Source organism: Leifsonia sp. RAF41 (assembly GCF_052114085.1).
GTDB lineage: Bacteria > Actinomycetota > Actinomycetes > Actinomycetales > Microbacteriaceae > Leifsonia.
Genome location: NZ_JBFREB010000001.1, coordinates 2,590,902 through 2,616,070, shown reverse-complemented (window position 1 = coordinate 2,616,070; position 25,169 = coordinate 2,590,902). Strand labels below are relative to the sequence as shown.

Sequence of the window (25,169 nt, the reverse complement as noted above, 5' to 3'; positions counted from 1 at the left end):
CGCGCCCACCGCGTGGATAGGATCGGGCCATGCGCGCGCGAACCGCTCCCGTGGTCATCGGTCACCGCGGTGCGCCGGGCTACCGGCCGGAGCACACGCGCGGTTCCTACGAGCTTGCCTTCCAGCTCGGCGCGGACGCGGTGGAGCCGGACCTGGTCGCCACGAAGGACGGCGTGCTCGTCATCCGCCACGAGAACGAGATCTCGGGCACGACGGACGTGGCCGCGCATCCCGAGTTCGCCGACCGCCGGACCACCAAGGAGGTCGACGGCGCCCCACTGACCGGCTGGTTCACCGAGGACTTCACCTGGGACGAGCTGGCGACGCTGCGGGCGCGCGAGCGCATCCCCGCTCTGCGTCAGGCCAGTTCGACCTTCGACGGGCACTACCCCCTGCTGCGGCTGCGTGACCTGCTGGAGCTCGTCGAGCGCCGAGCCGATGGTCGCGGCGGTGGCGGCCGAGACGGCGCAAGCAACGCGCCCGGTCTGGTCGCGGAGCTCAAGCACGCCACCTACTTCGAGGCCGCCGGACTGCCGCTCGACGAACTGTTCGCCGCGGAGCTCGCCGATGCCGGCTGGACCGACCGGTCGGGCGTCGTCGTGGAGAGTTTCGAGCGCACGGTACTCGCGAAGCTGTACGACCGCGGCTTCCGCGGCAGGCGCGTCTACCTGCTGGAAGACTCCGGCGCACCGGCCGACCGTGTCGCCGCGCTGGGTTCGAAGGCGCCCGGGTATGACACGGATCTCACGCTGCGCGGGCTCTACGCGCTTGGCTCGGCCGCCGCCCCCGCCGAGCGGGTGGACGGCGTCAGCGTCGAGACGTCGCAGGTGCTGTCGTCGGGCTCCGTCTCGATGGCGCTCTTCGGCGAGGACGACGCCGCCGATGTCGGCGCAGTCACCTCCGACCTCGTCGATCTGGCGCACTCGGCGGGCCTCGCGGTCTTCTGCTGGACCCTGCGGCCGGAGAACGGGATGCTGCCGAAGGAGTTCCGGACGACGGGACCCGACGCGGAGTGGGGCGATTGGCGCCGATTCTTCTCGATTCTGTTGCACTCCGGCGTGGACGGTGTCTTCGCCGACCACCCCGATCTCGCCGTGGCGGTCCGCGACGGTCTCTGAGCGACTCCCGCCCGGAATGACGGTGGCAGCGACTAAAATCGTCTGAGACATGACGAGCCTCCCCGACGCCCCGCAGACCACCCCTTCCTCCGTCCCGATCATCCTGGACGGATGGCAGGGCGACGATGCAGAACGCGCCGGCGGCGATGGGCGAACGCGCACCGGATCGGCCGGGTCCGATCACTGGGGGCCGAGCGATCGGCTGTTCGCCGGGCTGAACCCGCAGCAGCGCGAGGCCGCGGAGTATCGAGGCCAAGCGCTCCTGATCGTCGCGGGGGCGGGGTCGGGCAAGACGAGCGTCCTCACCCGTCGCATCGCGGGCCTGATCGAGAGTCGCGAAGCGTGGCCGAGCGAGATCCTCGCGATCACCTTCACCAACAAGGCCGCCAACGAGATGCGAGAACGGGTCGAGCACTTGCTGGGCGGCAAAGCGCAGGGCATGTGGATCTCGACCTTCCACTCCGCCTGCGTCCGCATCCTGCGCCGCGAGGCCGAGACGATCGGGAAGACGCAGAGCTTCACCATCTACGACTCGGGCGACAGTCGCGCGCTCCTCAAGCGCATCATCAAGGAGCTCGATGCCGACACCCTCGGCTTCACCGTCGGCGCGGCGGCCAACCGCATCTCGAAGCTGAAGAACGAGCTGACCGACCTCGAGACCCATGCCCGCTCGGCGAATCTGAGCGACCCGCAGGAGGTCATGTTCCTCGAGATCTTCCGGCAGTACACGCGCGAGCTCCGCCGCGCCAACGCCTTCGATTTCGACGACCTGATCGCCGAAACGGTCTTCCTGTTCCGTGCCTTCCCGCGAGTGGCGGCCCTCTATCAGAGCCGGTTCCGCCACATCCTGGTCGACGAATACCAGGACACGAACCACGCCCAGTACTCCCTCATCCGCGAGCTGACGATGCCGGTGGCGCCGGAGATCGTGGACGACCTCGAGGAGCATGGTCGCAACGTGCGGCCGCTGCGCGACGCGGCGGGGCTCATCCCGGCCGCCTCTTTGACGGTCGTCGGAGACTCCGACCAGTCCATTTACGCCTTCCGGGGTGCGGACATCCGGAACATCGTCGAGTTCGAGCGCGACTTCCCCGGCGCGAAGGTGATCCTGCTGGAGCAGAACTACCGTTCGACGCAGAACATCCTCAGTGCCGCCAACTCCGTCATCGCGAACAATTTCGACCGCAAAGACAAGAAGCTCTGGACTGCCGTGGGCGACGGCGAGAAGATCGTCGGCTACACCGGGTACTCGGGGCACGATGAGGCACAGTTCGTCGCCGATGAGATCGAGAAGCTCCACAGTGCCGGCATGGACTACAAGGACATCGCCGTCTTCTACCGCACGAACGCTCAGACCCGAGCGCTGGAGGAGATCTTCATCCGGTCGGCCCTGCCGTACAAGGTGATGGGCGGCACGAAGTTCTACGAGCGAGCCGAGATCAAGGACTCGATGGCGTACCTGATCACGGTCGCCAACCCGGACGACATCCTGGCTCTGCGTCGCATCCTGAACACGCCGAAGCGCGGGATCGGCCCGGCGACGGAAACCCAGCTGGCGAGCTATGCGGAGGACAACGGCCTCACGTTCCGTGCCGCGATGCGCGACGCGGCATCGCTGGGACTCGGCCCGAAGGTGACGAACGCGATCCTGCAGCTGTCTAACCTGCTCGACGAAGCGGCGTCCAAGATCGACCCGTCGAACCCGACCGGGGTTTCGACGGTCGCCGACGTGCTGACGTTCCTGCTCGATGGGAGCGGCTACCTGGAGGTTCTCCGGAACAGCCGTGATCCGCAGGACGAGGCGCGGGCGGAGAACGTCGACGAGCTCGTGGCCGTGACGCGCGAGTTCGCGCGCAACAACCCGGACGGGACTCTGGTCGACTTCCTCACCGAGGTGTCGCTCGTGGCCGCGGCGGACGAGATCGACGACTCGAGTGGTTCCGTCTCGCTCATGACGTTGCACACGGCGAAGGGCCTCGAGTACGACGCGGTGTTCCTGACGGGCATCGAGGAGGACCTGCTGCCGCACCGGATGTCCGCCAACGAGCCGGGAGGGCCGGCGGAGGAGCGCCGCCTCTTCTATGTGGGGATCACGCGTGCCAAGAAGCGGCTGTTCCTGTCGCTGGCGATGACCCGCGCTCAGTTCGGCGAGACCGCCGTCGCCATGCCGAGTCGCTATCTGCAAGAGATTCCCGCAGACCTGATCGACTGGCGCCAGTCTCCCGGCTCGGCGAACGGCCGAGGCGGCACCCAGTCGCGCGCGCTCAACGCGCGGCGGCCGGGTATCGGCGGGGGCACAGGGAGCGGCTCCGGCGGTGGCTGGAACGACAGCCTCGCCGCCTCGACGTTCCGCCAGGAGCGGCCGAAGGCCGAGTGGCCGAACCGTGTCACGGGCAAGGTCCGTGACAACGGCGACCTCGAGCTGGAGCCGGGCGATCGCATCCGCCACACCGACTTCGGCGATGGCCGGGTCACGGCGGTGACCGGCCAGGGCGCCAAGCGCGTCGCGCACGTGCAGTTCGAAAAGGTGGGCGCGAAGAAGCTCCTCATCAAGATCGCGCCGATCGACAAGCTGTGAGCCCCCGCTTCACGGCCCCGAAGAACCTCGAAGTCGGTCTGCGGGCGGCGCTCGCCGTGGCGGTTCCGCTGTTCCTGTTGTTCGCAGTCGGCCGGCTCGACCTCACCGCGTATGCCACCTTCGGCGCGTTCACCGCGCTGTACGGACGCAACGAGCCGTACCGGATCCGCGTGCGGACGCTCACGGCGGCGGCTATCGCCCTGCTGGCGAGCATCACTGCGGGAACGCTCCTCGCTGTAGCGGGTGAACCGTTGCCGCTCGTCGTGCTCGCGCTGATCGTGGTGGTGGGAGGCGGGACGCTGTTCGTCACTGTGTTCCAGATGGTGCCCCCTCAGGCGCTGTTCTTCGTGTTCGCCCTGCTGGTCTGCGCCGGGGTTCCGACGCCGGCCGCCGACGCGCTCCCTCGCATCGGCCTGGCGGCCGCCACGGCGGCCTTCGCGTGGCTTCTGACGATGTCGGGCTGGGCCATCCGGCGCATCCCCGGTGTCTCGCGCGGAATGCTGGCGCGGTCCGGTCTCGTGACGGAGCTGCGCCGTCGTCCGAGCCCCGACTTCGCTGCCCTTCGTGATGCACGCGTGTGGCTCACCGTGGCGCAGAACGTCGTCGGCGTGCTCGTCGCGGGTTCGATCGCCCTCGCCTTCGGCTTCGGGCACGCCTACTGGGCCGTGGTCAGCCTGGTCGCGGTGATCCCTCCGGCCCGCGCGGCCCATTCGATCTCTCGCTCGTTGCACCGCATCGTCGGCACGATCGCCGGTGTCGGGGTGACCGCTGCTCTCCTCGCGTGGTCGCCACCCGCTGCCGTCGTGATCGGCGTGATCGTGGTGTGTCAGTTCTTCGCGGAGATCTTGGTCGCTCGCCATTACGGCGCCGCCCTGGTCTTCATCACACCGTTGGCGCTCTCGGTCTCGCACCTGGCCAGTCCCACTCCGCTCAACGTGCTCGTCGTCGACCGGGTCCTGGAGACGGTCCTCGGGGCGGGCGTCGGTATCGTCCTCGTGCTGCTGGCGCGAGGCATCGAGCGCAGCCGGGGGCTCGCTCCCTAGCCCGGGTGCGCCGGGACCTCCGACCGCACCGCTCGGTGGAGCTTCGCCAGGTACCGGTCGCGGGGGAGGTGCCGAAGCCGCAACGGAAGTCGCGGGTACAGGAGCGCGACCCACCGGATCAGCCGGTCGAACCGTCGCTGCCTGCTCGGGTTCCAGCTCAGACGGAACTGTCGCCGAGCGGGCTCGGGAAGGAGTCCGGCGGTCAGAAGCCGAATGGCGGGCAGGCCCGGCCGCAGCCACCAGGGCACGCCGCGCGGGTACAGGATCTGACGGGAGACGAGCAGCACATCGTCGTCCACACGCAGCGCCGCAACCATCCGCTCCCAGTAGTCGTCGAAGGTTTCTCGCGACTCCGGCCATTGGGACGGTGAGAGCTGCAGATTCGACAGGGCGAGGGTGAGCTCGCGATATGCGGAATCGGCCTCGGCGCCGGTCAGCGGGCCGAATACCCGCCGATGCAGCTCCATCATGGTCTGGTAGAGAGTCGCGGCGACCCACAGTTGCAGCTCCGGGTCGTACGCGTTGTACGCCGGGGTGCCGTCGCCCTCCTGGCCACCGCGGACCGGAGCGTGGGCCCGGTTCACGACTCGCTGCATGGCCCGCAACTCCTCCGGAGTGCCGAACACGGACGCCGTCAGGTAGAGCATCGTCGCGTCGAAGCGGTCCATCAGCCGCGACGCGAAGTCGCTGTGCTCGACGACGCCCCGGCCCACAGCGGGATGTGCGATCTGCAGGAGGAGCGCCCGCCCGCCGCCCGCGAGGGTCAATGCCTCGGACGCGATGTCGCGCACGTCGACGGGTCTCTTGCGTGATCTGCGCACCATGACATCCTGCCGCGACGTCCTGCGAGCGACCGGGGAGGGCGTTCTCGAGGCTGCTCACGGCCCCACCCAGGTGGAGCGGGCGCGACGCGGACCGGTCAGGCGACGACCGACGATCCTCGGCGGACGGGCGGGCCGCTCGACCCCGTCGACATCCATGTGGATGCTCTCGAGGGCCGCTCGGCGGCCGCGCATGCGTCGCATCCGTCGGGTCGCACCATCCCGACGCGATGAGACTCTCGACAGTCCGATCAGAGCAACGCCTGCAGCGGCCGCCCCGCCGCTCACGACAGCGGGAACCGTGACGTGGGACCCGGTCTCAGCCAGCTCGATGGTCGGCGGAACCGCGGCGGGGGTCGTGGCTGCGGGAACCACCGTCGTCTCGGCCCGTGTGATCTCGCTCGCCACCCCGAACCTCGACGTCCACGGCCGCAGCCGCTCTCCGCCCTGCTCGGGGTCGGTGCGCGCCGGGTCTATGCGATCCGTCCATACGTAGTACCCGTCCGACGGGATGACGCACGACGGCGTCGTGTACTCGCCGACGCCGTCAACCGCGGTTTCGACGGTACACACGGTCGGCGCCCCCGCCGGGGCCTGTTCCGCCTCGACGATCGGGTCGGCGAAGGGTCCGAGCAGGGTGCTCTCGACGACGGCGGGCACGGGCGCGAAGCCGTCTGTCGTCGAACGAACTCCCCACGTGGGCAGGAGGCCTTCCCCCTCCTGAACCGCCACCGTCAGCCTGTCGGCGATCTCTGCGCCCGGATGCGACTCCGGGGCCGTCGTCTGCGTCTCGACACGCGGCTGGAACGGCAGAGGAGAGGGGCCCGCGACATCGACGGAGGCGCCGGCGGAAGCGGTCGAGGGTTTGGCGATGAGCACGGCCTGCGCGTCCACCGCCGGCAGAGCCACGGTGACCCGATTGCCGTACGGCAGATCTGATGCCGTCGCCGTCGCGCTGACGGACACGCTCGGGTCGGTGCCCGTGGACGCGATCGCCACGTCGGTGCCGGATGAGACGGACTTGCTGGCCGTCCCGTCGGAGAACGTCGCCCCCTCCAGCCTGACCTGCACGGGATGGGCGCCGGCGGGGAGGAGCTCCGGTCCGGCGAGACGGTCCACTGCGAGCTCGACCCGCACGCGCCCCGGCCCGGTCTCGGCGAGTTCGACCACGGTGGCCGCCCGCACGCCGGTCGAGCCGCGGCCTTTCGCCTCGGCGAGCATCTGCAGAGCGCGCGCGTAGACCGCGTCGGTGTCGGCGCCTGCACGTCCCGCATGATTCTGCGCGTCGACATCGGACATGCCCGCGTACATCCAGGTGGCGAGCTGTCCGGCTCCCGCGGTGAGCCGGTCGCCGCTTCCGGCCCACGTGCGAGCGATGTAGGCGAACACGGCGGATTGCTCCGGTGTCCACCACCCCATCCCCGCCGGGTCGGCGTAGCTGTACTGCAGGCCGACCGGCGCCACTTTGCCCGGGTTGAGGCAGAACCCGAGCGCGCCGTCGTCGAAGTGATACGCGCCGAGCCACCAGCCGTCTGAGGAGAGATAGCCGGGGCCATGCCCATCGCCGGCGAGCGCGCGTGCGGGCGCCGCGGCGGCCAGGAGGCTCTGGAGTACTCCGAGGAGGACGGCGAGTCCGACGAGGCTCACCGCGGTGATCAGTGTGAAGGGTCGTTGGGTCATGCATCCACGGTCGCGGTGGCGGGTGCCCGGTCCGCTGCCGGTTCGCAGATCGGTGGAGAACCGCATCCCGAGCCCCGCTGTGCACACTCCGCCGGTTTCGGCCCGTTCAGGCGGAGGCGCTAAAGTTCTTCCTGGCGAATTTATCTCGGCGTCGAGCTAATCTCGCGTCGGACCGCCCGGAGAAATCAGCGGGCAGCGCACCAAGCGCACCGGACCACCAGCGGATTGGATAACCGTGGATCTATACGAGTACCAGGCCAGAGACCTGTTTGAGAAGTACGGGGTCCCGGTGCTTCCGGGCATCGTCGCGGACACGCCGGAGGAGGTGCGCGCAGCGGCTGAAAAGCTCGGCGGCGTGACCGTCGTTAAGGCGCAGGTCAAGGTCGGCGGCCGCGGCAAGGCCGGCGGCGTCAAGGTCGCGAAGAACCCGGACGAGGCCGAGGAAGCCGCGAAGGCGATCCTGGGGCTCGACATCAAGGGCCACGTCGTGCGCCGCGTCATGGTCGCCGGCGGCGCCCGGATCGCCCGCGAGTTCTACTTCTCGGTGCTCCTCGACCGGGCCAACCGTTCGTACCTGTCGCTGACCAGCGTCGAAGGCGGCATGGAGATCGAGCAGCTCGCCGTCGAGAAGCCGGAGGCGCTCGCCCGCATCGAGGTCGACCCGCGCGGCGGCATCGACCACGCCAAGGCCGTCGAGATCGCGAAGGCGGCCGGGTTCCCGGACGACCTCGTCGAGAAGGTCGCCGACGTCTTCGTGAAGCTGTACGAGGTCTACACGGGCGAGGACGCCACCCTCGTCGAGGTCAACCCGCTGGTGCTGACCGAGGAGGGTGACATCATCGCTCTCGACGGAAAGGTGACGCTCGACGAGAACGCCGACTTCCGCCACCCCGAGCACGAGGCGCTCGAAGACAAGGACGCGGCAGATCCGCTCGAGGCCAAGGCCAAGAAGGCGAACCTCAACTACGTGAAGCTCGACGGGCAGGTCGGCATCATCGGCAACGGCGCGGGCCTGGTCATGTCGACGCTGGATGTCGTCGCCTACGCGGGCGAGAAGCACAAGGGCGTCAAGCCGGCCAACTTCCTCGACATCGGCGGCGGAGCATCCGCCGAGGTGATGGCGGCGGGTCTGGATGTCATCCTGAACGACCCGCAGGTCGAGAGCGTCTTCGTGAACGTCTTCGGCGGTATCACCGCCTGCGACGCGGTCGCGAACGGCATCGTCAAGGCCCTCGAGATCCTGGGCGACGAGGCGAACAAGCCGCTGGTCGTCCGTCTCGACGGCAACAACGTCGAGGAGGGCCGCCGCATCCTGAAGGATGCGAACCACCCGCTGGTCACCCTCGCGCTCACCATGGACGAAGGCGCCGACAAGGCCGCCGAGCTGGCCGCGAAGTAAGCGAAGGACGAAAAACATGTCTATCTTCCTCAACAAGGATTCCAAGGTCATCGTCCAGGGCATCACCGGCGGCGAGGGCACCAAGCACACCGCCCTCATGCTCAAGGCGGGCACCCAGGTCGTCGGCGGCGTGAACGCGCGCAAGGCGGGCACCACCGTCACGCACGGTGACGTCGAGCTGCCCGTGTTCGGCACCGTCGTCGAGGCGATCGAGAAGACCGGGGCCGATGTCTCGATCATCTTCGTGCCGCCGGCGTTCGCGAAGGACGCGATGGTCGAGGCCATCGACGCCGAGATCCCGCTCCTGGTGGTCATCACCGAGGGCATCCCGGTGCAGGATTCCGCCGAGGCGTGGGCCTACGCCCAGGAGAAGGGCAACAAGACCCGGATCATCGGGCCGAACTGCCCCGGCATCATCACCCCCGGCGAGTCGCTGGTCGGCATCACCCCCGCAACCATCACGGGCAAGGGCCCGATCGGCCTGGTCTCGAAGTCGGGCACCCTGACCTACCAGATGATGTACGAGCTGCGCGACCTGGGCTTCTCGACCGCCATCGGCATCGGCGGCGACCCGGTCATCGGCACGACCCACATCGATGCGCTCGCCGCATTCGAGGCGGACCCGGAGACCAAGGCGATCGTCATGATCGGTGAGATCGGCGGCGACGCCGAAGAGCGCGCCGCGGACTTCATCAAGGCCAACGTCACCAAGCCGGTCGTCGGCTACGTGGCCGGGTTCACCGCCCCCGAGGGCAAGACCATGGGCCACGCGGGCGCGATCGTCTCCGGCTCGGCCGGGACGGCGCAGGCCAAGAAGGAGGCGCTGGAGGCAGCGGGCGTCAAGGTCGGGAAGACGCCGTCCGAGACCGCTGAGCTCCTGCGCGAGGTCTACGCCGCGCTGTAGTCCGCACGCCAGACGACGCACGCAGACGACGCACGCCAGACGACGCACGCCAGACATCAGGAGGCCGGGACCGCACGGGTCCCGGCCTCTTGTCGTTCGATCCCGCCGAATTGCTCCCTGCCGCACCCGGCCCGGGCAGCGCTACAGTGTGCCCACCGGAACGCCGGATGAACGCCGGAAGGGGACGGGATGGCACGCCTGACGAACACCGAGCTGCTCCAGCGCATCGCCGCGCTGGAGGAGGAGAACGCGTCCCTGCGGGTGCAGGCCGGGACGGCTGCGGAGGACGTACCCACGGCATCCCTTCCCGCCACCGAGAAGCATCGGCGGAGCTGGGCGTGGACGCTGCTCGCAACGGTCCTCATCGTCGTCGGTTCGATCCTGGCCCCGCTCGCTGTGGTGGCGTCGTGGGCGAAGGTGCAGCTCACGGACACCGACTCCTTCGTCGCGACGTACGCGCCGCTCGCCCACGATCCCGACGTGCAGTCGTTCATCACCGACCAGACCGTCAAGGCCGTGCAGGAGAATGTCGACATCCCGCAGATCACCTCGCAGGTGATCGATGGGATCACGCAACTCGGCACGGGCCCGGTCGCCACGAAGGCGCTCGACTCCCTCAAGGCGCCGCTCGCCCAGGGGATCGTGTCCCTGATGCAGTCCACCGTCCAGCGGTTCGTGGCCTCGGACGCCTTCGCGCAGGTGTGGCAGCAGGCGCTGCGGACCAGCCATGATCAGCTGATCGCCACGATGCAGAACAATCCGAAATCGGCGATCACCGTCGGCTCGAACGGCTCGATCGGCATCCAACTCGCTCCCATCATCGACCGGGTGAAACAGCTGCTGGTGGCCAAGGGGCTCACGTTCGCGTCGCAGATCCCGAGCGTGGATCGGACGATCACGGTCGCGCAGAGCTCGTCCATCCCGACGCTGCAGTTGTTCTACGGCTTGGCCGTCGCTGCGGGGGCCTGGCTCCCGTGGGTGGCGATCGGCTTGCTCGCGCTGGGCGTGCTGGTCGCGCGCCGGCGCGCGCTCGCCCTCGTCTGGGCGTCGGTGGGGCTCGGGCTCGCGATGGCTCTGACGTTGGCCGCCATCGCGGGCGGCCGACTCGTGTTCATCGCGTCGGTAACGCCGTCGCTCGTTCCCTCCGCCCTGGCCCGTACGCTGTTCTCGACCGTCACCGACGCGATGATCGACACGGCGGTCGCCGTGCTCGTCCTGGCGATCGCCGTGGCCGTCGTCGGCTGGTTCGCCGGCCCGTTCTCGGTGCCGCGCAGACTGCGCGGCTTCTTCGGGTCGGGTGTCGCCTGGGTGCGTCAGTCGGCGGAGAGGCACGGCATCACGACCGGACGTGCGGGCGAGTGGATGTATGCCCAGCGTGTGCTCCTCCGCGCTGTGGTCGCCGTGATCGCCGCCGCCGTCGTGCTGTTCGTCCGGCCGCTGACCCCTTCGCTGATCATCTGGACGCTGGTGCTCGCTGCGCTCGTGGTCGCGGTGCTGGAGTTGCTGCAGCGCCCGGTGATCACGGTGCCGGAGAAGGCGGACGAGGAGACGCCGGTCGTGACGGTCTCCTGAGCCCCGAAGTGTCGGCGGTCCAGCGAGGCCGCGCGCCGGTAGGCTCCGTTCGGTCATGAGTCGCACAACCGTCGCCCTGCTCGCCGCTCTGGAGGCGCTCATCGTCGCCGCCATCGGACTCGGGATCTGCCTGGTCCCGATCACGATCCTGTGGGCGGCCCAGTACCACCTGGGGGCGGATTTCGGGGTGGTGTGGCGTTCGTCGGCAGACATCTGGCTCGTCGGCCACGGCGTGAATCTGACTATCGCGCTCGACCCGCAGACGGTCGCGCAGCTCGGGCTGCCGGCCGCCGCTGTCCCCTTCCAGGTGACGATTGCGCTGCTGGGCTTCGCCGCGCTGACGGCGGGATTGGGCGTGCGGACGGGGATGCGCGCGGCCGAGACCGATCAGCGCCTGGTGGGGGCGGTCAGCGCGCTGGCGACGTTCGCGGTCATCTCGACCCTGGTGGTGTTCTCGTCGGGTTCTGCTGTGGCGCAGCCCTCGGTCTGGCAGGGGATCGTCCTCCCACCGTTCGTCTACGCCGTCGGGATCGCGGCCGGCTTCGGTTTCGCGGCGCTGCGCGGACCGGGCGAGGACGGCGCAGGCGGCCAGAGCCCCGACGGCGCCGAATCGGCCACGGCTACGACCACGTCCGCGCGATCGTCGGGAGGCGCGGCCCCCGCCGTCCTGTCGGCTCTGCGGAGTCCTGCCCGCACCCTGGCACTGCCGGGGCAGCTGCGCGCGGGGGCCGCGGCCGCTGTTCGCGCCGGGACGGCGGCGACGGCGATCGTCATCGGCATCGCCGCGCTGATCCTGGCCCTGCTGATCTTCGGCAATTACGGCACCATCATCAGCCTCTACGAACAGCTGCAGACCGGCATCGCGGGTGGCGCTGCACTGACGGTCGGGCAGCTGGCGGTGCTTCCGAACGTGGTCGTGTGGATCGCCTCGTGGCTCGTCGGCCCGGGTTTCGCGATCGGGTCGGGCTCATCGGTCAGCCCGCTCGGCACGGAGCTCGGCCCGCTGCCGGGGCTGCCGGTCTTCGGGGTCATCCCTCCCGGCGGGTACGCCTTCGGCCTCGTCGGCGTCATCGTCCCACTCCTGGCGGGCTTCCTCGCCGCCGTCCTGCTGCGGTCGCGAGTGGAGGCGGGAAGCAGCGGGCTGAGCGGCCTGCGCGCGCGCATCCTCACCGCCGTGGGCATCGGGGTCGTCGCCGGCATCCAGCTCGGGCTGCTCGCGTGGTGGTCCTCCGGTTCTCTGGGACCGGGGCGCCTGCACGATGTCGGGCCCAATCCCTGGCTGGTGGGCGCCATCGCGACGGTGGAGGTGGCCGTCGCGGCGGTCATCGGGCTCGTCGTGGGCGGTCGCGCGCGCCGCTAGGCTGGTCGGGTGCTCTCGATTGTCGTGCTGATCTCCGGCGGTGGCTCCAACCTGCGTGCACTGCTGGACGCCGCAGGGGACGCCGAGTTCCCGGCGCGCGTCGTCGCGGTGGGCGCCGACCGCGACGCGGACGGCTTCGAGCACGCGGAGCGCTTCGGCATCCCCACCTTCACCGTGCCGTACACGTCGTACCCGAGCCGCGAGGAGTGGGGTGACGCACTGCTGGAGCAGATCCAGCAGTGGCAGCCGGACCTCACCATCCTGTCCGGATTCATGCGTCTCGTGCCGCCGCGGGTGGTGGATGCGCTCTCGCCCGACCTTCTCAACACGCACCCCGCGTATCTGCCCGAGTTCCCCGGCGCCCATGCGGTTCGGGATGCGCTGGCCGCGGGTGTCACGCAGACCGGTGCCAGCCTGATCATCGTCGACAACGGAGTGGACGCGGGACCGATCATCAGCCAGGAGCGCGTGGAGGTGCTGCCCGGAGACTCCGAGGCCGCCCTGCACGAGCGCATCAAACCTGTGGAGCGACGGCTGCTCATCGACGCCGTCCTCGACATCGCCAACGGACACATCGACCTCGAGGAGCTAGCCCGAGCATGAGCGGACCCCGTCACGACCCGAGCCTGTACCGCGAGCGGGATCTCGTCCCGATCCGGCGGGCGCTGATCTCGGTCAGCGACAAGACCGGCCTGCTCGACCTCGCGAAGGCGCTGGCCGGCGCCGGGGTCGAGCTCGTCTCCACCGGCTCGACCGCGCAGACCATCCGTGACGCGGGCTACGCGGTCACCGATGTGGCGAGTGTCACCGGATTCCCCGAGTCACTGGATGGGCGGGTCAAGACGCTGCACCCGGCCATCCACTCCGGGCTCCTGGCCGACTTGCGGCTGGCGTCGCACGAGGAACAGCTCAAGGATCTGGGCATCGAGCCGTTCGAGCTCGTCGTGGTCAACCTGTACCCGTTCGTGGAGACCGTCGCCTCCGGCGCGGTCGGGAACGACGTCGTGGAGCAGATCGACATCGGCGGCCCGGCGATGGTCCGGGCGTCGGCCAAGAACCACGCCAACGTCGCGATCGTCGTCTCGCCGGCCGACTACGCCGCGCTCACGGACGCCGTCGCCGCCGGAGGGACGACCTTCGACCAGCGTCGTGAGCTCGCGGCGAAGGCGTTCGCGCACACGGCCGCCTACGACGGCGCCGTTGCTGCCTGGTTCGCGGGGGAGGCACCGTCCACCGACGATTTCCCTGAGCGCTGGGAGGCCCGCGCCGAACTGAAGCAGACCCTCCGCTACGGCGAGAACTCGCACCAGGCGGCGGCCCTCTACGCCGAGCCTGCCGGACGCGGCATCGCTCAGGCGACCCAGCTCGGCGGCAAGGAGATGTCGTACAACAACTATGTGGATGCGGACGCAGCCCTGCGGAGCGCGTACGACTTCTCCGAACCGGCCGTCGCGATCATCAAGCACGCCAATCCGTGCGGGATCGCCGTTGCGGATGACATCGCTGAGGCTCACCGCAAGGCGCACGAATGCGACCCCGTCTCGGCGTACGGCGGCGTCATCGCCGCCAACCGGACCGTGACGCTCGCGATGGCCGAGACGGTCAAGGGCATCTTCACCGAGGTGCTCATCGCGCCGGCGTACGAGCCCGAGGCGCTGGAGCTGCTCCAGACGAAGAAGAACCTGCGCATCCTGCAGCTGCCGGAGGATTACGCGCGCTCGCTCACCGAGTTCCGTCAGATCTCCGGCGGCGTCCTCGTGCAGGACAGTGACCGATTCACAGAGTTCTCCTCGGCCGGATGGACGCTCGTGGCGGGCGAAGAGGCGGACGCCGCCACCCGCGCCGACCTCGAGTTCGCCTGGAAGGCGTGCCGCGCGGTGAAGTCGAACGCCATCCTGCTCGCCCACGACGGCGCGTCCGTGGGCGTCGGCATGGGACAGGTGAACCGCGTCGACTCGTGCCACCTGGCGGTCAGCCGTGCGGGTGACCGCGCCCGTGGCTCCGTCGCTGCGTCGGACGCGTTCTTCCCGTTCGCGGACGGAGCGCAGATCCTCATCGACGCCGGGGTTCGGGCCATCGTCCAGCCGGGCGGCAGCATCCGCGACGAAGAGGTGGTCGAAGCGGCGAAGGCGGCCGGCGTGACCATGTACTTCACCGGGGAGCGGCACTTCTTCCACTGAGGGCTGGCGGCAGCTGGTTCGGCGACTGAGGTCGCGACGCCGTTGCTTCCGCGGCGGGCGCGCGAGAGAATGGACGGCGGTCCACAAGACCGTTGCATTTTTCACCGCGATCCCACGAGGAGACACCGATGTCCGTCCTGCCCACAGACCTGCCGCACGAAACACTGCACGTGGTGAAGGGGAGGCGGAGCGGCCTCACCATCAGCATCGCGGTTCACTCCACCGTCCTCGGCCCTGCCCTCGGCGGCTGCCGCGTGTGGACGTACGACTCCTGGCAGGAGGCGGTGGCCGACTCTCTGCGGCTCGCTGAGGGGATGACACTCAAGAACTCCGCCGCCGGGCTCAACCGCGGCGGCGGCAAGGCGGTCATCTACCTGCCCCGCGGAACGGTGCTCACGCCGACCGAACGATTCGAGGCCATGCTCGACCTCGGCGACGCGGTCGAGACGCTGGGCGGCAGCTACATGACGGCCGAGGATGTCGGGACGAGCGCCGAAGACATGTCCGTGGTCGCCGGGCGCACCGCGCACGTCTGCGGCCTGCCGCCGTCGGAGGGCGGCGTGGGTGAGCCCAGCGACGCGACCGCAGCCGGCGTCTACGCGGGCCTGCTCGCCACGCTGGAGCGCGCCTTCGGCAGCCGCTCGGTCGCCGGTCGCCGGGTGACCGTGCTCGGGCTCGGCCACGTCGGCTCGATCATCGCGATGCGACTCGCCGGGGAGGGCGCCGTGCTGACGGTCACGGATGTGAACCCGGCGAAGCGAGCGCTGGCGGATGCCCTCGGCGCCACCTGGGTCGACCCCGAGGAGGCGCACCGCGTCGAAGGCGACCTGTTCGTGCCGGCGGGCGTCGGCGGTGTGCTCACCGACCGCGTGATCGACGAGCTGCGCGTCGCCGCGGTCGTCGGGCCGGCGAACAACCAGCTGGCCGAGCGCGCGGGCGCCGAGCGGATGGCCGCACGCGGCATTCTGTGGGCCCCCGACTTCGTCGTGAACGCGGGCGGCGTCATCTTCCTCGACATGATGGGAGAAGCGGGCGTCACCGCCGAGGCGACGCAGGAGCGGGTCGAGCGCATCGGCGACACGATCGCCGAGATCTTCCGTGCGGCCGACGAGCGGGGAGTGACCACGTTGCAGGCCGCCGAGGAGCTGGCGCTCGCACGGCTGCGGGAGCCAGCGAACGCATAGCAGCGCTCCACTAGGTTGGTTCTCATGACGTCTTCCTGGGGCCGCCGGCTCGCCGCATCCATCTCCGCCGCTGTCGCTGTCGCCGCGATCGCGTTCGTCGCCTCGACGTTCGTGATCCTGGTCGCCAGCCAGCTCAACTCGGCGGCGCTCGCGACCACGACGCCGTACGTGGGATGGAACTCGCTGGCGGCGCTGGTGCTCGGCTTCGTGGCCGCGCTCCTCGGGGCAATGGACCGACGCTGGATCGCCGTGGTGACGGGCATCGTGCTCGCTCTCGTGAGCACGCTGCTCGGCACCCTGGTCCTGTTCACGGTGCTGAAGGTGACGCTCTCGGGCGACGCGTGGGGCCAGCTGCTGCAGTCGTTCATCGGCATCAACCTGCCGTTCTGGCTGTCGGTCGCGATCGCGTTCCCGACCGCGGGCTACGCGGTCTTCCGGGCTGTGGACGGCGGCGAGCGCGCCGAGCGCCGCATCGCGCTGGTCCGCATCCCGGCGGGCAACCTGGCCGAAGGCCTGACGACGCACATCGACCGCCAGCCGGTGGACACGGAACTCGCCGACAAGCAGTGGGACGGCTACGTCGCCGCGCTCTCCCAGGCCGGCTGGCAGACCGTCGAGGTGGCGAGCGCCGACCGCCTGGCCGACTCCGTCTTCGTCGAGGACACCGCAGTCGTCTTCGGCGACACCGCCGTCATCACGCTGCCCGGTGCGGAGTCGCGCCAGGCCGAGCCCGCCGGCACCGAGGCGGCGCTGCGGGCGCAGGGGCTGCGCCTGGAGCGCATCGAGGCGCCGGGCACCCTCGAGGGCGGCGACGTACTGAAGGTCGGCTCGACGGTGTACGTCGGCCGTGGGGGCCGCACGAACGCGGAAGGCGTGCGCCAGCTGCGCGCGATCGTCGCTCCGCTCGGCTACTCGGTCGTGGCCGTCCCCATGACCAAGGCGCTGCACCTGAAGACGGCCGTCACCGCTCTGCCCGACGGCACGGTCATCGGCTACGAGCCGATCGTCGACGAGCCGCGGATCTTCGAGCGCTTCCTCCCCGTCCCCGAGGCCGAGGGCACGGCCGTCGTGGTCCTGTCCGAAGACACCGTGCTGATGTCGTCGTCGGCCCCGCAGTCGGTGGCGCTGGTCGAAAGCCTGGGCTACACCGTCGTCCAGGTCGACATCTCGGAGTTCGAGAAGCTCGAGGGCTGCGTGACCTGCCTGTCGATCCGTATTCGCTGAGTCCCCTCCCTCGGGCGGTTCGAGAAAAGTCTTGCTTTCTCGTCAACCCTGGCAATATCCTGTAGGGCTGCCTTGTTGCGGCACATGAGGATGCATTCATCGAGGCTGGAGGACGCCATGACGACGATCGAGACCGCACGAAAGACCACCGTGCCCGGGTCCGTCGCCGCCGCCCTCGTGGCCGGCCTCCGACCGTCTGGCCGGTAGCTCCAGCCCCCGCCCGCGCGCTTCGGCGCGCACTGCATCCTTCTCACAAGGCCTGCCACCGTCGGCAGCCCTTCGGCGACTCGTCCGCGTGCTCGCCGCCGACTCCACGTCGGATCTCTACAGAAAACGGAAGACCCATGTCTGTCGGTCAGGCACAGAAGAACAACGACATCCAGCGGAAGAGCACCGTGCGCACGTTGCTGCGCATCCTGCCGTTCGCCAAGTCGGCCGCGCCCCGCATCGTGCTCGGTATGGTCGCCGCGCTGCTCGCGAGCCTCGTCGCGCTGACCATCCCGCAGGTGCTGCGCTGGCTGGTCGACGGCCCGCTCTCGACGGGCGATCCGTCGGCGGTCTGGCCTGCCGCGCTGCTGGTGGTCGGGCTGGGTGCCGCCGAAGCGGTGTTCATCTCGCTGCGTCGCTGGTTCGTCCTCACGCCCGGCACCCACGTCGAGGCGCGGATGCGCAACGCGCTGTACGAGCAGCTCGAGGACCTGCCGGTCGCTTTCCACGACCGCTGGCCGAGCGGCCAGCTGCTGTCGCGCGCGGTCAGCGACCTCGGCATGATCCGCCGCTGGCTGTCCTTCGGCATCGTGCTGCTGGTCGTGAACGTCGTCACGATCGTGGTCGGGTTCGCCATCCTGATCGGGTGGAACTGGATCCTCGGACTCATCTTCCTGGTGTGCTCGATCCCGCTGTGGATCTACGGCTTCGTCTTCGAGAACAAGTACTCGATCATCGCGCGACGCAGCCAGGACCAGGCCGGAGACCTCGCGACGGCGGTCGAGGAGTCGGTGCACGGTATCCGCGTGCTCAAGGCGTTCGGGCGCGGCAAGCACGCGCTGAAGGGCTTCGAGTCGCAGGCGGAGCAGTTGCGCGGCACCGAGATCGAGAAGGCGAAGGCCATCGCCGGCATCTGGCTGTGGCTGCTGCTCGTCCCCGATATCGCCTTCGGCATCAGCCTGGTGGTCGGCGTGTGGCTGTCGGCGCAGGGGCAACTCTCGGTCGGTGAGCTGGTTGCGTTCTTCGCCACCGCGACGGTGCTGCGCTTCCCGATCGAGTCGATCGGCTTCCTGCTCTCGATGACGTTCGACACGCGCACTGCTGCCGACCGTTTCTTCGAGGTGATGGACGAGGTCAACACGATCACCGATCCGGCCGAACCGGTGAAGATCACCGATCCGCGGGGCGAACTGGTCTTCGACGACGTGCACTTCCGCTACCAGGACTCCCCGGAGCGCTTCCCCGACCTGCTGGACGGCATCCGCCTGACAGTGCGGCCGGGGGAGACGATGGCTCTGGTCGGACTGACCGGTTCGGGCAAGTCGACTCTGACCGCCCTGACGACGCGTCTCTACGACGTGACGGGCGGCGCGGTGAAGATCGACGACGTGGACGTGCGCGACCTCACGCGTTACGACCTCCGCAAGGCGATCGCTATGGCGTTCGAGGATGCGACCCTCTTCTCCGCGTCGGTGCGGGACAACGTCCTGCTCGGCCGGGACGACCTCGACCCGGCGTCGGCGGAGGCGGAACGCGTGCTCACCGAGGCGCTCGAAGTGGCGCAGGCCGGCTTCGTGTACGACCTGCCGGAGGGCGTCGAGACGAAGGTCGGCGAGGAGGGGCTCAGCCTCTCCGGCGGTCAGCGGCAGCGCCTCGCTCTCGCTCGCGCGGTGGCGGCCAACCCCAGCGTCCTGGTACTCGACGACCCCCTGTCCGCACTCGATGTCGACACCGAGGCACTGGTGGAGGCTGCGCTGCGACGCGTGCTCGCATCCACCACCGCCCTCATCGTCGCGCACCGCCCGTCCACGGTGATGCTCGCCGACCGGGTGGCACTGCTCGAAGACGGTCGCGTGACCGCCGTGGGCACCCACCACGACCTGCTCGCCACCAGCGAGCACTACCGCTTCGTCATCTCCAGCCTGGAGGACGAGGAGAACGACGAGATCCTCGAGGAGGTGAACCTGTGAGCACCACGACTGTGCTGGGCGTCGAAGGCGAAGAGCGCAACGACCTCAGCAAGGAGGAGAGCCGGCAGGTCCGTCGTCGCTCGCTGCGGCTGCTCGGCTCGCTGCTGAACCCGCTGCGGACGCGCTTGTGGCTGACCGCTGTCGTGGTCGTCATCAGCACCGCCGCGCAAGTGGCGGGGCCGGCGATCATCGCATTCGGCATCGACAACGGCCTGCCCGCACTGCTCAAGCAGGACTGGTTCCCGCTCGCCGCGGCCGGTATCGCCTACCTGATCACCGGTGTGATCGGGGCCGTACTGATCGCCTGGTACACGGTGCTGAGCGCGCGGATCAGTCAGGCCATCCTGATCGACCTGCGCAAGCGGGTGTTCCTGCACACGCAGAAGCTCTCGCTGGAGTTCCACGAGTCGTACACCTCCGGGCGCATCATCTCCCGGCAGACGAGTGACCTCGACTCCATTCGCGAGCTGCTCGATTCGGGTATCAATCAGCTGGTGCAGGGCTTCCTGTACATGCTGTTCATCGCGATCGCGCTGTTCACGATCGACTGGACGAGCGGAGTGGTGCTGCTCGGCTCGCTGATTCCGCTGTACTTCCTGACGCGCTGGTTCCAGAAGCGCTCGCAGGTGCTGTTCCGCATCTCGCGGGTCGCGTCGGCGAAGCTGATCGTGCACTTCGTGGAGACGATGACGGGCATCCGCGCCGTCAAGGCGTTCCGCAAGGAGAAGCGCAACGAGAAGGAGTTCGGCGGCCTCGTCGAGGAGTACCGCGACGTCAACGCGCGGGTCATCCAGCTGTTCGGGATCTTCGACCCCGGGCTCGTGATGATCGGCAACGTGACGGTCGGCGTCGTGCTGCTCGTCGGCGGCTTCCGCGTCGCCGACGGTCAGCTCGCGATCGGCGTTTTGCTCGCGGTGCTGCTGTACACGCGCCGGTTCTTCGACCCGATGGAGGAGATGGCGATGTTCTACAACTCCTACCAGTCGGCTGCGGCAGCGCTTGAGAAGATCTCGGGCGTGCTGGAGGAGGAGCCGAGCGTCCCCGATCCGGTGAAGCCGGTCGACCTCTGGTCGGCGCAGGGGCACGTGCGGTTCGACCGCGTCACCTTCGCCTACAAGAAGGACCGCGTCATCCTGCCGGAGTTCACACTCGACCTCCCGGCCGGACAGACGGTCGCTCTCGTCGGGTCGACCGGTGCGGGCAAGTCGACCCTGGCGAAGCTGATCTCGCGGTTCTACGACCCGAGCGAGGGCTCCGTCCAGCTCGACGGCGTGGATCTGCGCGACCTGCACCCGAAGGACCTCCGCCGGGCGATCGTGATGGTCACCCAGGAGGCGTACCTGTTCAGCGGATCGGTCGCCGACAACATCGCACTCGGCAAGCCGGACGCGACACGGGAGGAGATCGTGCACGCGGCGGAGGCGGTCGGCGCCCACGAGTTCATCTCGGGTCTGCCGAACGGCTACGACACCGACGTGAACAAGCGAGGCGGCCGGGTGTCGGCGGGTCAGCGGCAGCTGATCTCCTTCGCCCGGGCGTTCCTGGCCGACCCGGCGGTACTCATCCTGGATGAGGCCACCAGTTCGCTGGACATCCCCAGCGAGCGGTTGGTGCAGGAGGCGCTGCAGACGTTGCTGGCGGACCGGACGGCCGTGATCATCGCCCACCGCCTGTCCACCGTCGCGATCGCCGACCGCGTCCTGGTGATGGAGCACGGCCGCGTCGTGGAGGACGGCACGCCCGACGACCTCATCGCCGGAACGGGCCGCTTCGCCCAGCTGCACGCCGCGTGGCGCGACTCGCTGGTGTAGCCGGACGGTACGGCGTTCCGGAGGGGACCGCGGGGAAGCCTTCCCGTGGTCCCCTCCGCCTGTCTCCAGTGGGTGAGGGGTTGAGTCAGCCCGCTGGGGACCAGGTCGACCGCGCGCGGGACGGACGCGGGATTCGGCGGCGCCGGCGGAGGACGAGGACCTCCGCGCCGGCGTCGATGTAGCGGCTGGCGGTCGCGGCGTCGGCGTAACGCTCGGCGTCGCCCGCGACGATGGTGATGGCGTCGTCCGCGATAGCGCGTCCCGCCGACGCTGAGACGCGGACGCGGGAGGTGACCGGCGCAACGAGGGAGCGGATGCTGCGCCCGAGCTCCGCGACCTGCCCCGGGCGGCCGGCGAACGGCCCCGAGAGCGCCTCGCCGAGGTCGAGCGACGCCAGGGGGCGGCCGGTCATGGACGCGATCCGTGTGCCAGAAGCCATCGCGGCCTGGACCGCATCGAGCACGTCGCCGGCGCCCGCATCCGGTGCGACGCGCAGCGAGAGTCCCGCGACGTGGATGCCGAGAGCATTCGCGTGCCCGGCAGCCTCGACGGCGTCGGTTGGGTCGAGCCGGAGAAGCACCGAGGTCCCCACGGGCGCGACGGCGAAGGCGTCGAGGTCTCGAGCGTCGTCCACCACGAACCGTCGCACTCCCGCCGCCCATGCGGTGCGACGCTGGGGCCAACGCGCACCGGGCGTCGCGTGCAGCACGCGGCCGAGGTCGGCACCAGTGCGCCGCAGCGCGTCGATTCCGGCATCGTGCGAGACGACGAAGCCGGCGCCTTCCGTCACGAGTGCTGACAGGAGCGCGGGATGGGCGAGCGCGCAGACGTCGTAGCTCACGTCCATCCACGGCAGCGCCGCCCGCAGCTCGTGGAACCGCTGCGCCACGCGCGGCAGATCGATCACGACGACCGGCGCCGTGCGGCGCCGCCCGGAACCGCTGGAGAGGGGAGGGAGATCGTCCACCGCGACCGCCCCGGTCGCCGCGTGCATCGCGGCGATACCGGTCGGGTCGGCGGTTCGGGTCGCGATGGACATCGCTCTCTCCTCGGGTGGATTCGGTCCGGTTCAGCGGGCCGGCCGCCTCAGCATTCGGGTTGGTGAGGTTGTCTCATATGCTCGTCCGGCGGGATGTGGCCCGCATCAGGGGGGTCACCTCATTCCGATTGCGTGGAGGCACGGATGAATGACCGGGCTGGTGCGGTGAAGATGAACTCATGTCCCTCCGTGTTGTGATCGTCGACGACCACGAGCGGTTCCGAGCTCAGGCCGCCGAGCTCCTGCGCCTGGAGCGGTTCACCGTGGTCGGGGACAGCGACACCGCAGCCGGCGGGGTCGAGCTGAGCAGACGTCTCGCGCCCGATGTCGTCCTGCTCGACGTCGGACTCCCGGACGCCAGCGGCTTCGACATCGTGCCGGCGATGCGAGCTACGGGGGCGGCCGTCGTGCTCACCTCCAGCCGGTCGGCGACCGACTACGGCAGGCGGGTCGTCGACAGTGGCGCGGAGGGCTTCATCAACAAAGACGAGCTGACCGGTGAGGCGATCCGCAGCCTGCTAAGGTAAGCGCGTGAGCGGGGGACAGACAGATAGTTCTCACGCGCTCCGGGTGGCCGTCGCCGACGACGCAGTGCTTTTGCGCGAAGGGATCGGGCAGATCCTGCGCGCGGGTGGAATGGACGTCGTCGCATCCGTCGACACGGCCGAGGAGCTCCTCGATGCGGTCGAGGCCGATGGCGCGGTCGACGCGATCGTCCTCGACATCAAGATGCCGCCGACGCACACCGACGAAGGCCTGCGCGCGCTCGAGCGGCTGCGGGCCGGCGGCTCCCAGGCGGGCGTCCTCCTGCTCTCCATGTACACGACGGCCGCGTACGCGATCCGGGCGATGAGCGCCGGCAGCGGGACCGGCTACCTGCTGAAGGATCGCGTGGCGGACGCCGACACGCTCGTCACTGCCGTCCGCACCGTGGCGCGGGGCGGCTCCATCGTCGATCCGGAGGTCGTGCAGCTCCTGGTGTCGGCGCGTTCCTCGGAGGCGGCGGTCGAGTCCCTGTCCACCCGCGAGCGGGACGTCCTGCGGTTGATGGCCGAGGGCAAGTCGAACGCCGGCATCGCGGGCGACCTGCACCTCAGCCTGCGCACGGTGGAGTCGCACATCGGGCACATCATGGCGAAGCTCGACGTGGAGGACTCCGCGGAGGGCCACCGGCGCGTGCTCGCGGTGCTGCGCTTCCTCGGCCGGGAAGCCTGAGCTCGTGGTCGCCGCGCGGCCGGATCTCGCACGCACCGACGCGGTGAGCCCCGTGGCGCGCCCGCACGCCGTCCGCGTCGCGGTGCGGGCGCTCGCCGTGACCGTTGCCGTCGCCTCCAATGTGCTCGCCCAGCTTCTGAGCGCCATGACGAACGACTACGGTCCGCGTCCCTCCGGAGCGGGCTGGGCGATCGTGTTCATCACCGTCGCCCTGGACTACATCATCTGCGCCGTGGTCGCCTGGCGGCTGGTCAAGAGTCCCATCCCGGGCTGGCTCATGGTCGGGGCCGCGCTGTTCTGGTCGGCCGGCGCCTGGTACCCGCTGGTTCGGCAGTGGGGATGGGTCTGGCCGTGGGTGGCGGGGGTCACCGACCTCTGGGCGGTGCTGGTCGGCGTCCTCGTGCTCTGCTACCCCAGCGGCCGGCTGACTGCGCGGTTCGACAGGGCACTGGTGCTCGCGGTGACTGTAGCGTTTGCCATCCGCCTGGCCGGTATCCTGCTGTTCTCGTCGCCGGACCCGGCACAATGCGGGTGCATGGCCAATCCCTACGCGGTGCTCCCCAGCGAGACCGCGGACTTCTGGTTGGGCATCGGCTGGCGCTTCGTCGGCCTGGCCCTCATGCTCACGGTGGCTGCGCGTCTGATCGCGCGCTGGTTCACCAGCTCGCTGCCCGCGCGTCGCGTCGCCTTCGTGATGCCGCTCGCGATCCTGCTGTGGTGCTACGGCACGATCCAGGACTCGCTGAGCTTCGCGCTGGACTGGGACGGGGGATGGCTGCAATTCATCCCGCCCATCGCGATCGCGCTCATCCCGCCGGCCTTCGTGGGCGGTGTGCTGTACGCCAGGGGGCTCCGCTCGCGCGTCGCCGATCTCGTCATCGTGGCCCGCGACAAGGTCGACCGGGCGTTGTGGGAGTCGAGCCTCGCGCGCACTCTGCACGACACGTCGCTGCGGGTGTTCTGGTGGGATGAGCCGCTGCAGAGGTACCAGACCGGCGACGGAGAACCCGCGCCGGCGGCGGTCCCCACCGAGCGCCCAGGGAGGTCGACGCTCGCGATCGACTCCGACCAGGGGCCGATCGCCCTCATCGAGCACGACGTGGCGCTCAGCCAGGACGACCGACTGCTCGACGCGGTCTCGTCGGCGCTGCTGCTCTCCGTCGACAACGATCGCTTGCGCGCGCGGCTCGAGCGCACCATCCAGGAGCTGCGCGAGTCGCGCCTCCGCATCGTCGAGGAAGGCTACCTCGCGCGCCGCAAACTGGAACGGGACCTCCACGACGGCAGCCAGCAGCAGCTGGTCTCCCTCGCGATCAGTCTGCGCATCGCCACCGCCAAGGCGGAGGCGCGTGGCGACGAGGAGCTCGCGGGCGACCTTCAGCGCTCCTCCGGTCAGCTCGCCGACGCGCTCCGCGAACTGCGGGAACTGGCCCGCGGCATCCACCCGACGGTGCTCACCGACGGAGACCTGCGGTCGGCCATCGAGGAACTCGGTCTGCGCAGCCACCTGCCGGTGGAGGTGCACGTCGATTTGAGCGAGCGGCTGCCGGAGGTGGTCGAGGAGACGATCTACTTCTGCGTGTCCGAATGCCTCGCCAATGCGGCCAAGCACTCCGGCGCCCGCAACTGCTCCGTCGCCGTGGCCCGCGCCGACGCGACCGTCACGGTGCTCGTGAAGGACGACGGGCAGGGCGGCGCGAAGATCGAGCCGGGTGGCGGGCTGGAGGGGGTGCGCGACCGGGTGGAGGCGGTGTCCGGTCGAGCGGACGTGCGCTCGGTGGAGGGGCTCGGCACCATCATCGAGCTGACCATCCCCGTCGCTGCCTGAGCTCGCGGGCGCGCGGTGCGCGGCTTGAACGCGGCG

General features: G+C 69.6%; 19 protein-coding genes. 16 read left to right on the top strand and 3 right to left on the bottom strand.

From position 1 onward, the window contains the following. Positions 1 to 29: 29 nt before the first annotated feature. Genes AB4Y74_RS12645 through AB4Y74_RS12635 form a run of 3 tightly spaced genes read left to right on the top strand, consistent with a single transcriptional unit; the run spans position 30 to position 4,739 of the window. On the top strand, positions 30 to 1,118 hold the full coding sequence (locus AB4Y74_RS12645; protein ID WP_441799425.1) for a glycerophosphodiester phosphodiesterase family protein: 1,089 nt from the start codon (positions 30 to 32) through the stop codon (positions 1,116 to 1,118). Positions 1,119 to 1,167: 49 nt separating this feature from the next. After that, positions 1,168 to 3,696, top strand: a complete 2,529-nt coding sequence (locus AB4Y74_RS12640; RefSeq protein WP_441799424.1) for an ATP-dependent helicase — start codon at positions 1,168 to 1,170, stop codon at positions 3,694 to 3,696. Then, entirely contained in the window at positions 3,693 to 4,739 is a 1,047-nt protein-coding gene (locus AB4Y74_RS12635) for an FUSC family protein (protein ID WP_441799423.1), read from the top strand. Before AB4Y74_RS12640 ends, AB4Y74_RS12635 begins: the two co-directional genes overlap by 4 nt. Here AB4Y74_RS12635 and AB4Y74_RS12630 read toward each other — a convergent pair. Both AB4Y74_RS12630 and AB4Y74_RS12625 read right to left on the bottom strand, forming a co-directional pair. Further along, positions 4,736 to 5,563 (bottom strand): oxygenase MpaB family protein, encoded by an 828-nt coding sequence (locus AB4Y74_RS12630; protein WP_441799422.1) that lies wholly within the window; start codon positions 5,561 to 5,563, stop codon positions 4,736 to 4,738. The two genes, AB4Y74_RS12635 and AB4Y74_RS12630, sit on opposite strands and share 4 nt — an antisense overlap. 54 nt (positions 5,564 to 5,617) lie before the next feature. Next, positions 5,618 to 7,240 (bottom strand): hypothetical protein, encoded by a 1,623-nt coding sequence (locus AB4Y74_RS12625; RefSeq protein ID WP_441799421.1) that lies wholly within the window; start codon positions 7,238 to 7,240, stop codon positions 5,618 to 5,620. Between the two features lie 235 nt (positions 7,241 to 7,475). On the opposite strand from AB4Y74_RS12625, the gene sucC reads away from it, so the two are divergent. The 10 genes from sucC to AB4Y74_RS12575 all read left to right on the top strand — a co-directional run bounded on the left by sucC (position 7,476) and on the right by AB4Y74_RS12575 (position 21,051). Beyond that, the gene (gene sucC / locus AB4Y74_RS12620) at positions 7,476 to 8,639 is read left to right on the top strand and encodes an ADP-forming succinate--CoA ligase subunit beta (protein ID WP_441799420.1); all 1,164 of its coding nucleotides are present in this window, start codon (positions 7,476 to 7,478) and stop codon (positions 8,637 to 8,639) included. Between the two features lie 16 nt (positions 8,640 to 8,655). Further along, complete coding sequence (gene sucD, locus AB4Y74_RS12615) at positions 8,656 to 9,543, top strand: succinate--CoA ligase subunit alpha (RefSeq protein ID WP_441799419.1); 888 nt, start codon at positions 8,656 to 8,658, stop codon at positions 9,541 to 9,543. A 189-nt stretch (positions 9,544 to 9,732) separates the two neighbouring features. Beyond that, the gene (locus AB4Y74_RS12610; protein WP_441799418.1) at positions 9,733 to 11,115 is read left to right on the top strand and encodes a hypothetical protein; all 1,383 of its coding nucleotides are present in this window, start codon (positions 9,733 to 9,735) and stop codon (positions 11,113 to 11,115) included. 55 nt (positions 11,116 to 11,170) lie between these two features. Beyond that, on the top strand, positions 11,171 to 12,475 hold the full coding sequence (locus tag AB4Y74_RS12605) for a cell division protein PerM (RefSeq protein ID WP_441799417.1): 1,305 nt from the start codon (positions 11,171 to 11,173) through the stop codon (positions 12,473 to 12,475). 9 nt (positions 12,476 to 12,484) lie between these two features. After that, positions 12,485 to 13,078 (top strand): phosphoribosylglycinamide formyltransferase, encoded by a 594-nt coding sequence (gene purN, locus AB4Y74_RS12600; RefSeq protein ID WP_441799416.1) that lies wholly within the window; start codon positions 12,485 to 12,487, stop codon positions 13,076 to 13,078. Further along, complete coding sequence (purH, locus tag AB4Y74_RS12595; RefSeq protein ID WP_441799415.1) at positions 13,075 to 14,655, top strand: bifunctional phosphoribosylaminoimidazolecarboxamide formyltransferase/IMP cyclohydrolase; 1,581 nt, start codon at positions 13,075 to 13,077, stop codon at positions 14,653 to 14,655. Before purN ends, purH begins: the two co-directional genes overlap by 4 nt. Before the next feature lie 128 nt (positions 14,656 to 14,783). After that, a complete protein-coding gene (locus AB4Y74_RS12590; protein WP_441799414.1) occupies positions 14,784 to 15,839 on the top strand; it encodes a Glu/Leu/Phe/Val dehydrogenase dimerization domain-containing protein in 1,056 nt (351 codons plus the stop codon). 24 nt (positions 15,840 to 15,863) lie between these two features. Beyond that, a complete protein-coding gene (gene ddaH, locus AB4Y74_RS12585; RefSeq protein ID WP_441799413.1) occupies positions 15,864 to 17,063 on the top strand; it encodes a dimethylargininase in 1,200 nt (399 codons plus the stop codon). Positions 17,064 to 17,407: 344 nt separating this feature from the next. Further along, on the top strand, positions 17,408 to 19,240 hold the full coding sequence (locus AB4Y74_RS12580) for an ABC transporter ATP-binding protein (RefSeq protein ID WP_441799412.1): 1,833 nt from the start codon (positions 17,408 to 17,410) through the stop codon (positions 19,238 to 19,240). After that, the gene (locus AB4Y74_RS12575) at positions 19,237 to 21,051 is read left to right on the top strand and encodes an ABC transporter ATP-binding protein (RefSeq protein ID WP_441799411.1); all 1,815 of its coding nucleotides are present in this window, start codon (positions 19,237 to 19,239) and stop codon (positions 21,049 to 21,051) included. Before AB4Y74_RS12580 ends, AB4Y74_RS12575 begins: the two co-directional genes overlap by 4 nt. Before the next feature lie 85 nt (positions 21,052 to 21,136). On the opposite strand, the gene AB4Y74_RS12570 is transcribed toward AB4Y74_RS12575, so the two are convergent. After that, positions 21,137 to 22,090 (bottom strand): hypothetical protein, encoded by a 954-nt coding sequence (locus tag AB4Y74_RS12570; protein WP_441799410.1) that lies wholly within the window; start codon positions 22,088 to 22,090, stop codon positions 21,137 to 21,139. A 179-nt stretch (positions 22,091 to 22,269) separates the two neighbouring features. Between AB4Y74_RS12570 and AB4Y74_RS12565 the strand changes: the two genes are divergently transcribed. The 3 genes from AB4Y74_RS12565 to AB4Y74_RS12555 are packed head-to-tail and all read left to right on the top strand — an operon-like array spanning position 22,270 to position 25,133. Beyond that, positions 22,270 to 22,617, top strand: a complete 348-nt coding sequence (locus AB4Y74_RS12565; RefSeq protein ID WP_441799409.1) for a response regulator — start codon at positions 22,270 to 22,272, stop codon at positions 22,615 to 22,617. A gap of 4 nt (positions 22,618 to 22,621) precedes the next feature. Continuing rightward, positions 22,622 to 23,305: a response regulator transcription factor gene (locus AB4Y74_RS12560; RefSeq protein WP_441799408.1), complete on the top strand. Its 684-nt coding sequence runs from the start codon at positions 22,622 to 22,624 to the stop codon at positions 23,303 to 23,305. A gap of 4 nt (positions 23,306 to 23,309) precedes the next feature. After that, positions 23,310 to 25,133, top strand: coding sequence for a sensor histidine kinase (locus AB4Y74_RS12555; RefSeq protein WP_441799407.1), 1,824 nt, complete (start codon positions 23,310 to 23,312; stop codon positions 25,131 to 25,133). Positions 25,134 to 25,169: the final 36 nt, after the last annotated feature.

Bases quoted from the DNA above. Each gene is read 5' to 3' on its own strand.
- purH (WP_441799415.1), top strand. From the start codon at position 13,075: ATGAGCGGACCCCGTCACGACCCGAGCCTGTACCGCGAGCGGGATCTC.
- ddaH (WP_441799413.1), top strand. From the start codon at position 15,864: ATGACGTCTTCCTGGGGCCGCCGGCTCGCCGCATCCATCTCCGCCGCT.
- AB4Y74_RS12570 (WP_441799410.1), bottom strand. From the start codon at position 22,090: ATGTCCATCGCGACCCGAACCGCCGACCCGACCGGTATCGCCGCGATG.
- AB4Y74_RS12590 (WP_441799414.1), top strand. From the start codon at position 14,784: ATGTCCGTCCTGCCCACAGACCTGCCGCACGAAACACTGCACGTGGTG.
- AB4Y74_RS12625 (WP_441799421.1), bottom strand. From the start codon at position 7,240: ATGACCCAACGACCCTTCACACTGATCACCGCGGTGAGCCTCGTCGGA.
- AB4Y74_RS12580 (WP_441799412.1), top strand. From the start codon at position 17,408: ATGTCTGTCGGTCAGGCACAGAAGAACAACGACATCCAGCGGAAGAGC.
- AB4Y74_RS12565 (WP_441799409.1), top strand. From the start codon at position 22,270: ATGTCCCTCCGTGTTGTGATCGTCGACGACCACGAGCGGTTCCGAGCT.
- sucD (WP_441799419.1), top strand. From the start codon at position 8,656: ATGTCTATCTTCCTCAACAAGGATTCCAAGGTCATCGTCCAGGGCATC.
- AB4Y74_RS12630 (WP_441799422.1), bottom strand. From the start codon at position 5,563: ATGGTGCGCAGATCACGCAAGAGACCCGTCGACGTGCGCGACATCGCG.
- AB4Y74_RS12640 (WP_441799424.1), top strand. From the start codon at position 1,168: ATGACGAGCCTCCCCGACGCCCCGCAGACCACCCCTTCCTCCGTCCCG.
- AB4Y74_RS12610 (WP_441799418.1), top strand. From the start codon at position 9,733: ATGGCACGCCTGACGAACACCGAGCTGCTCCAGCGCATCGCCGCGCTG.
- AB4Y74_RS12605 (WP_441799417.1), top strand. From the start codon at position 11,171: ATGAGTCGCACAACCGTCGCCCTGCTCGCCGCTCTGGAGGCGCTCATC.
- AB4Y74_RS12645 (WP_441799425.1), top strand. From the start codon at position 30: ATGCGCGCGCGAACCGCTCCCGTGGTCATCGGTCACCGCGGTGCGCCG.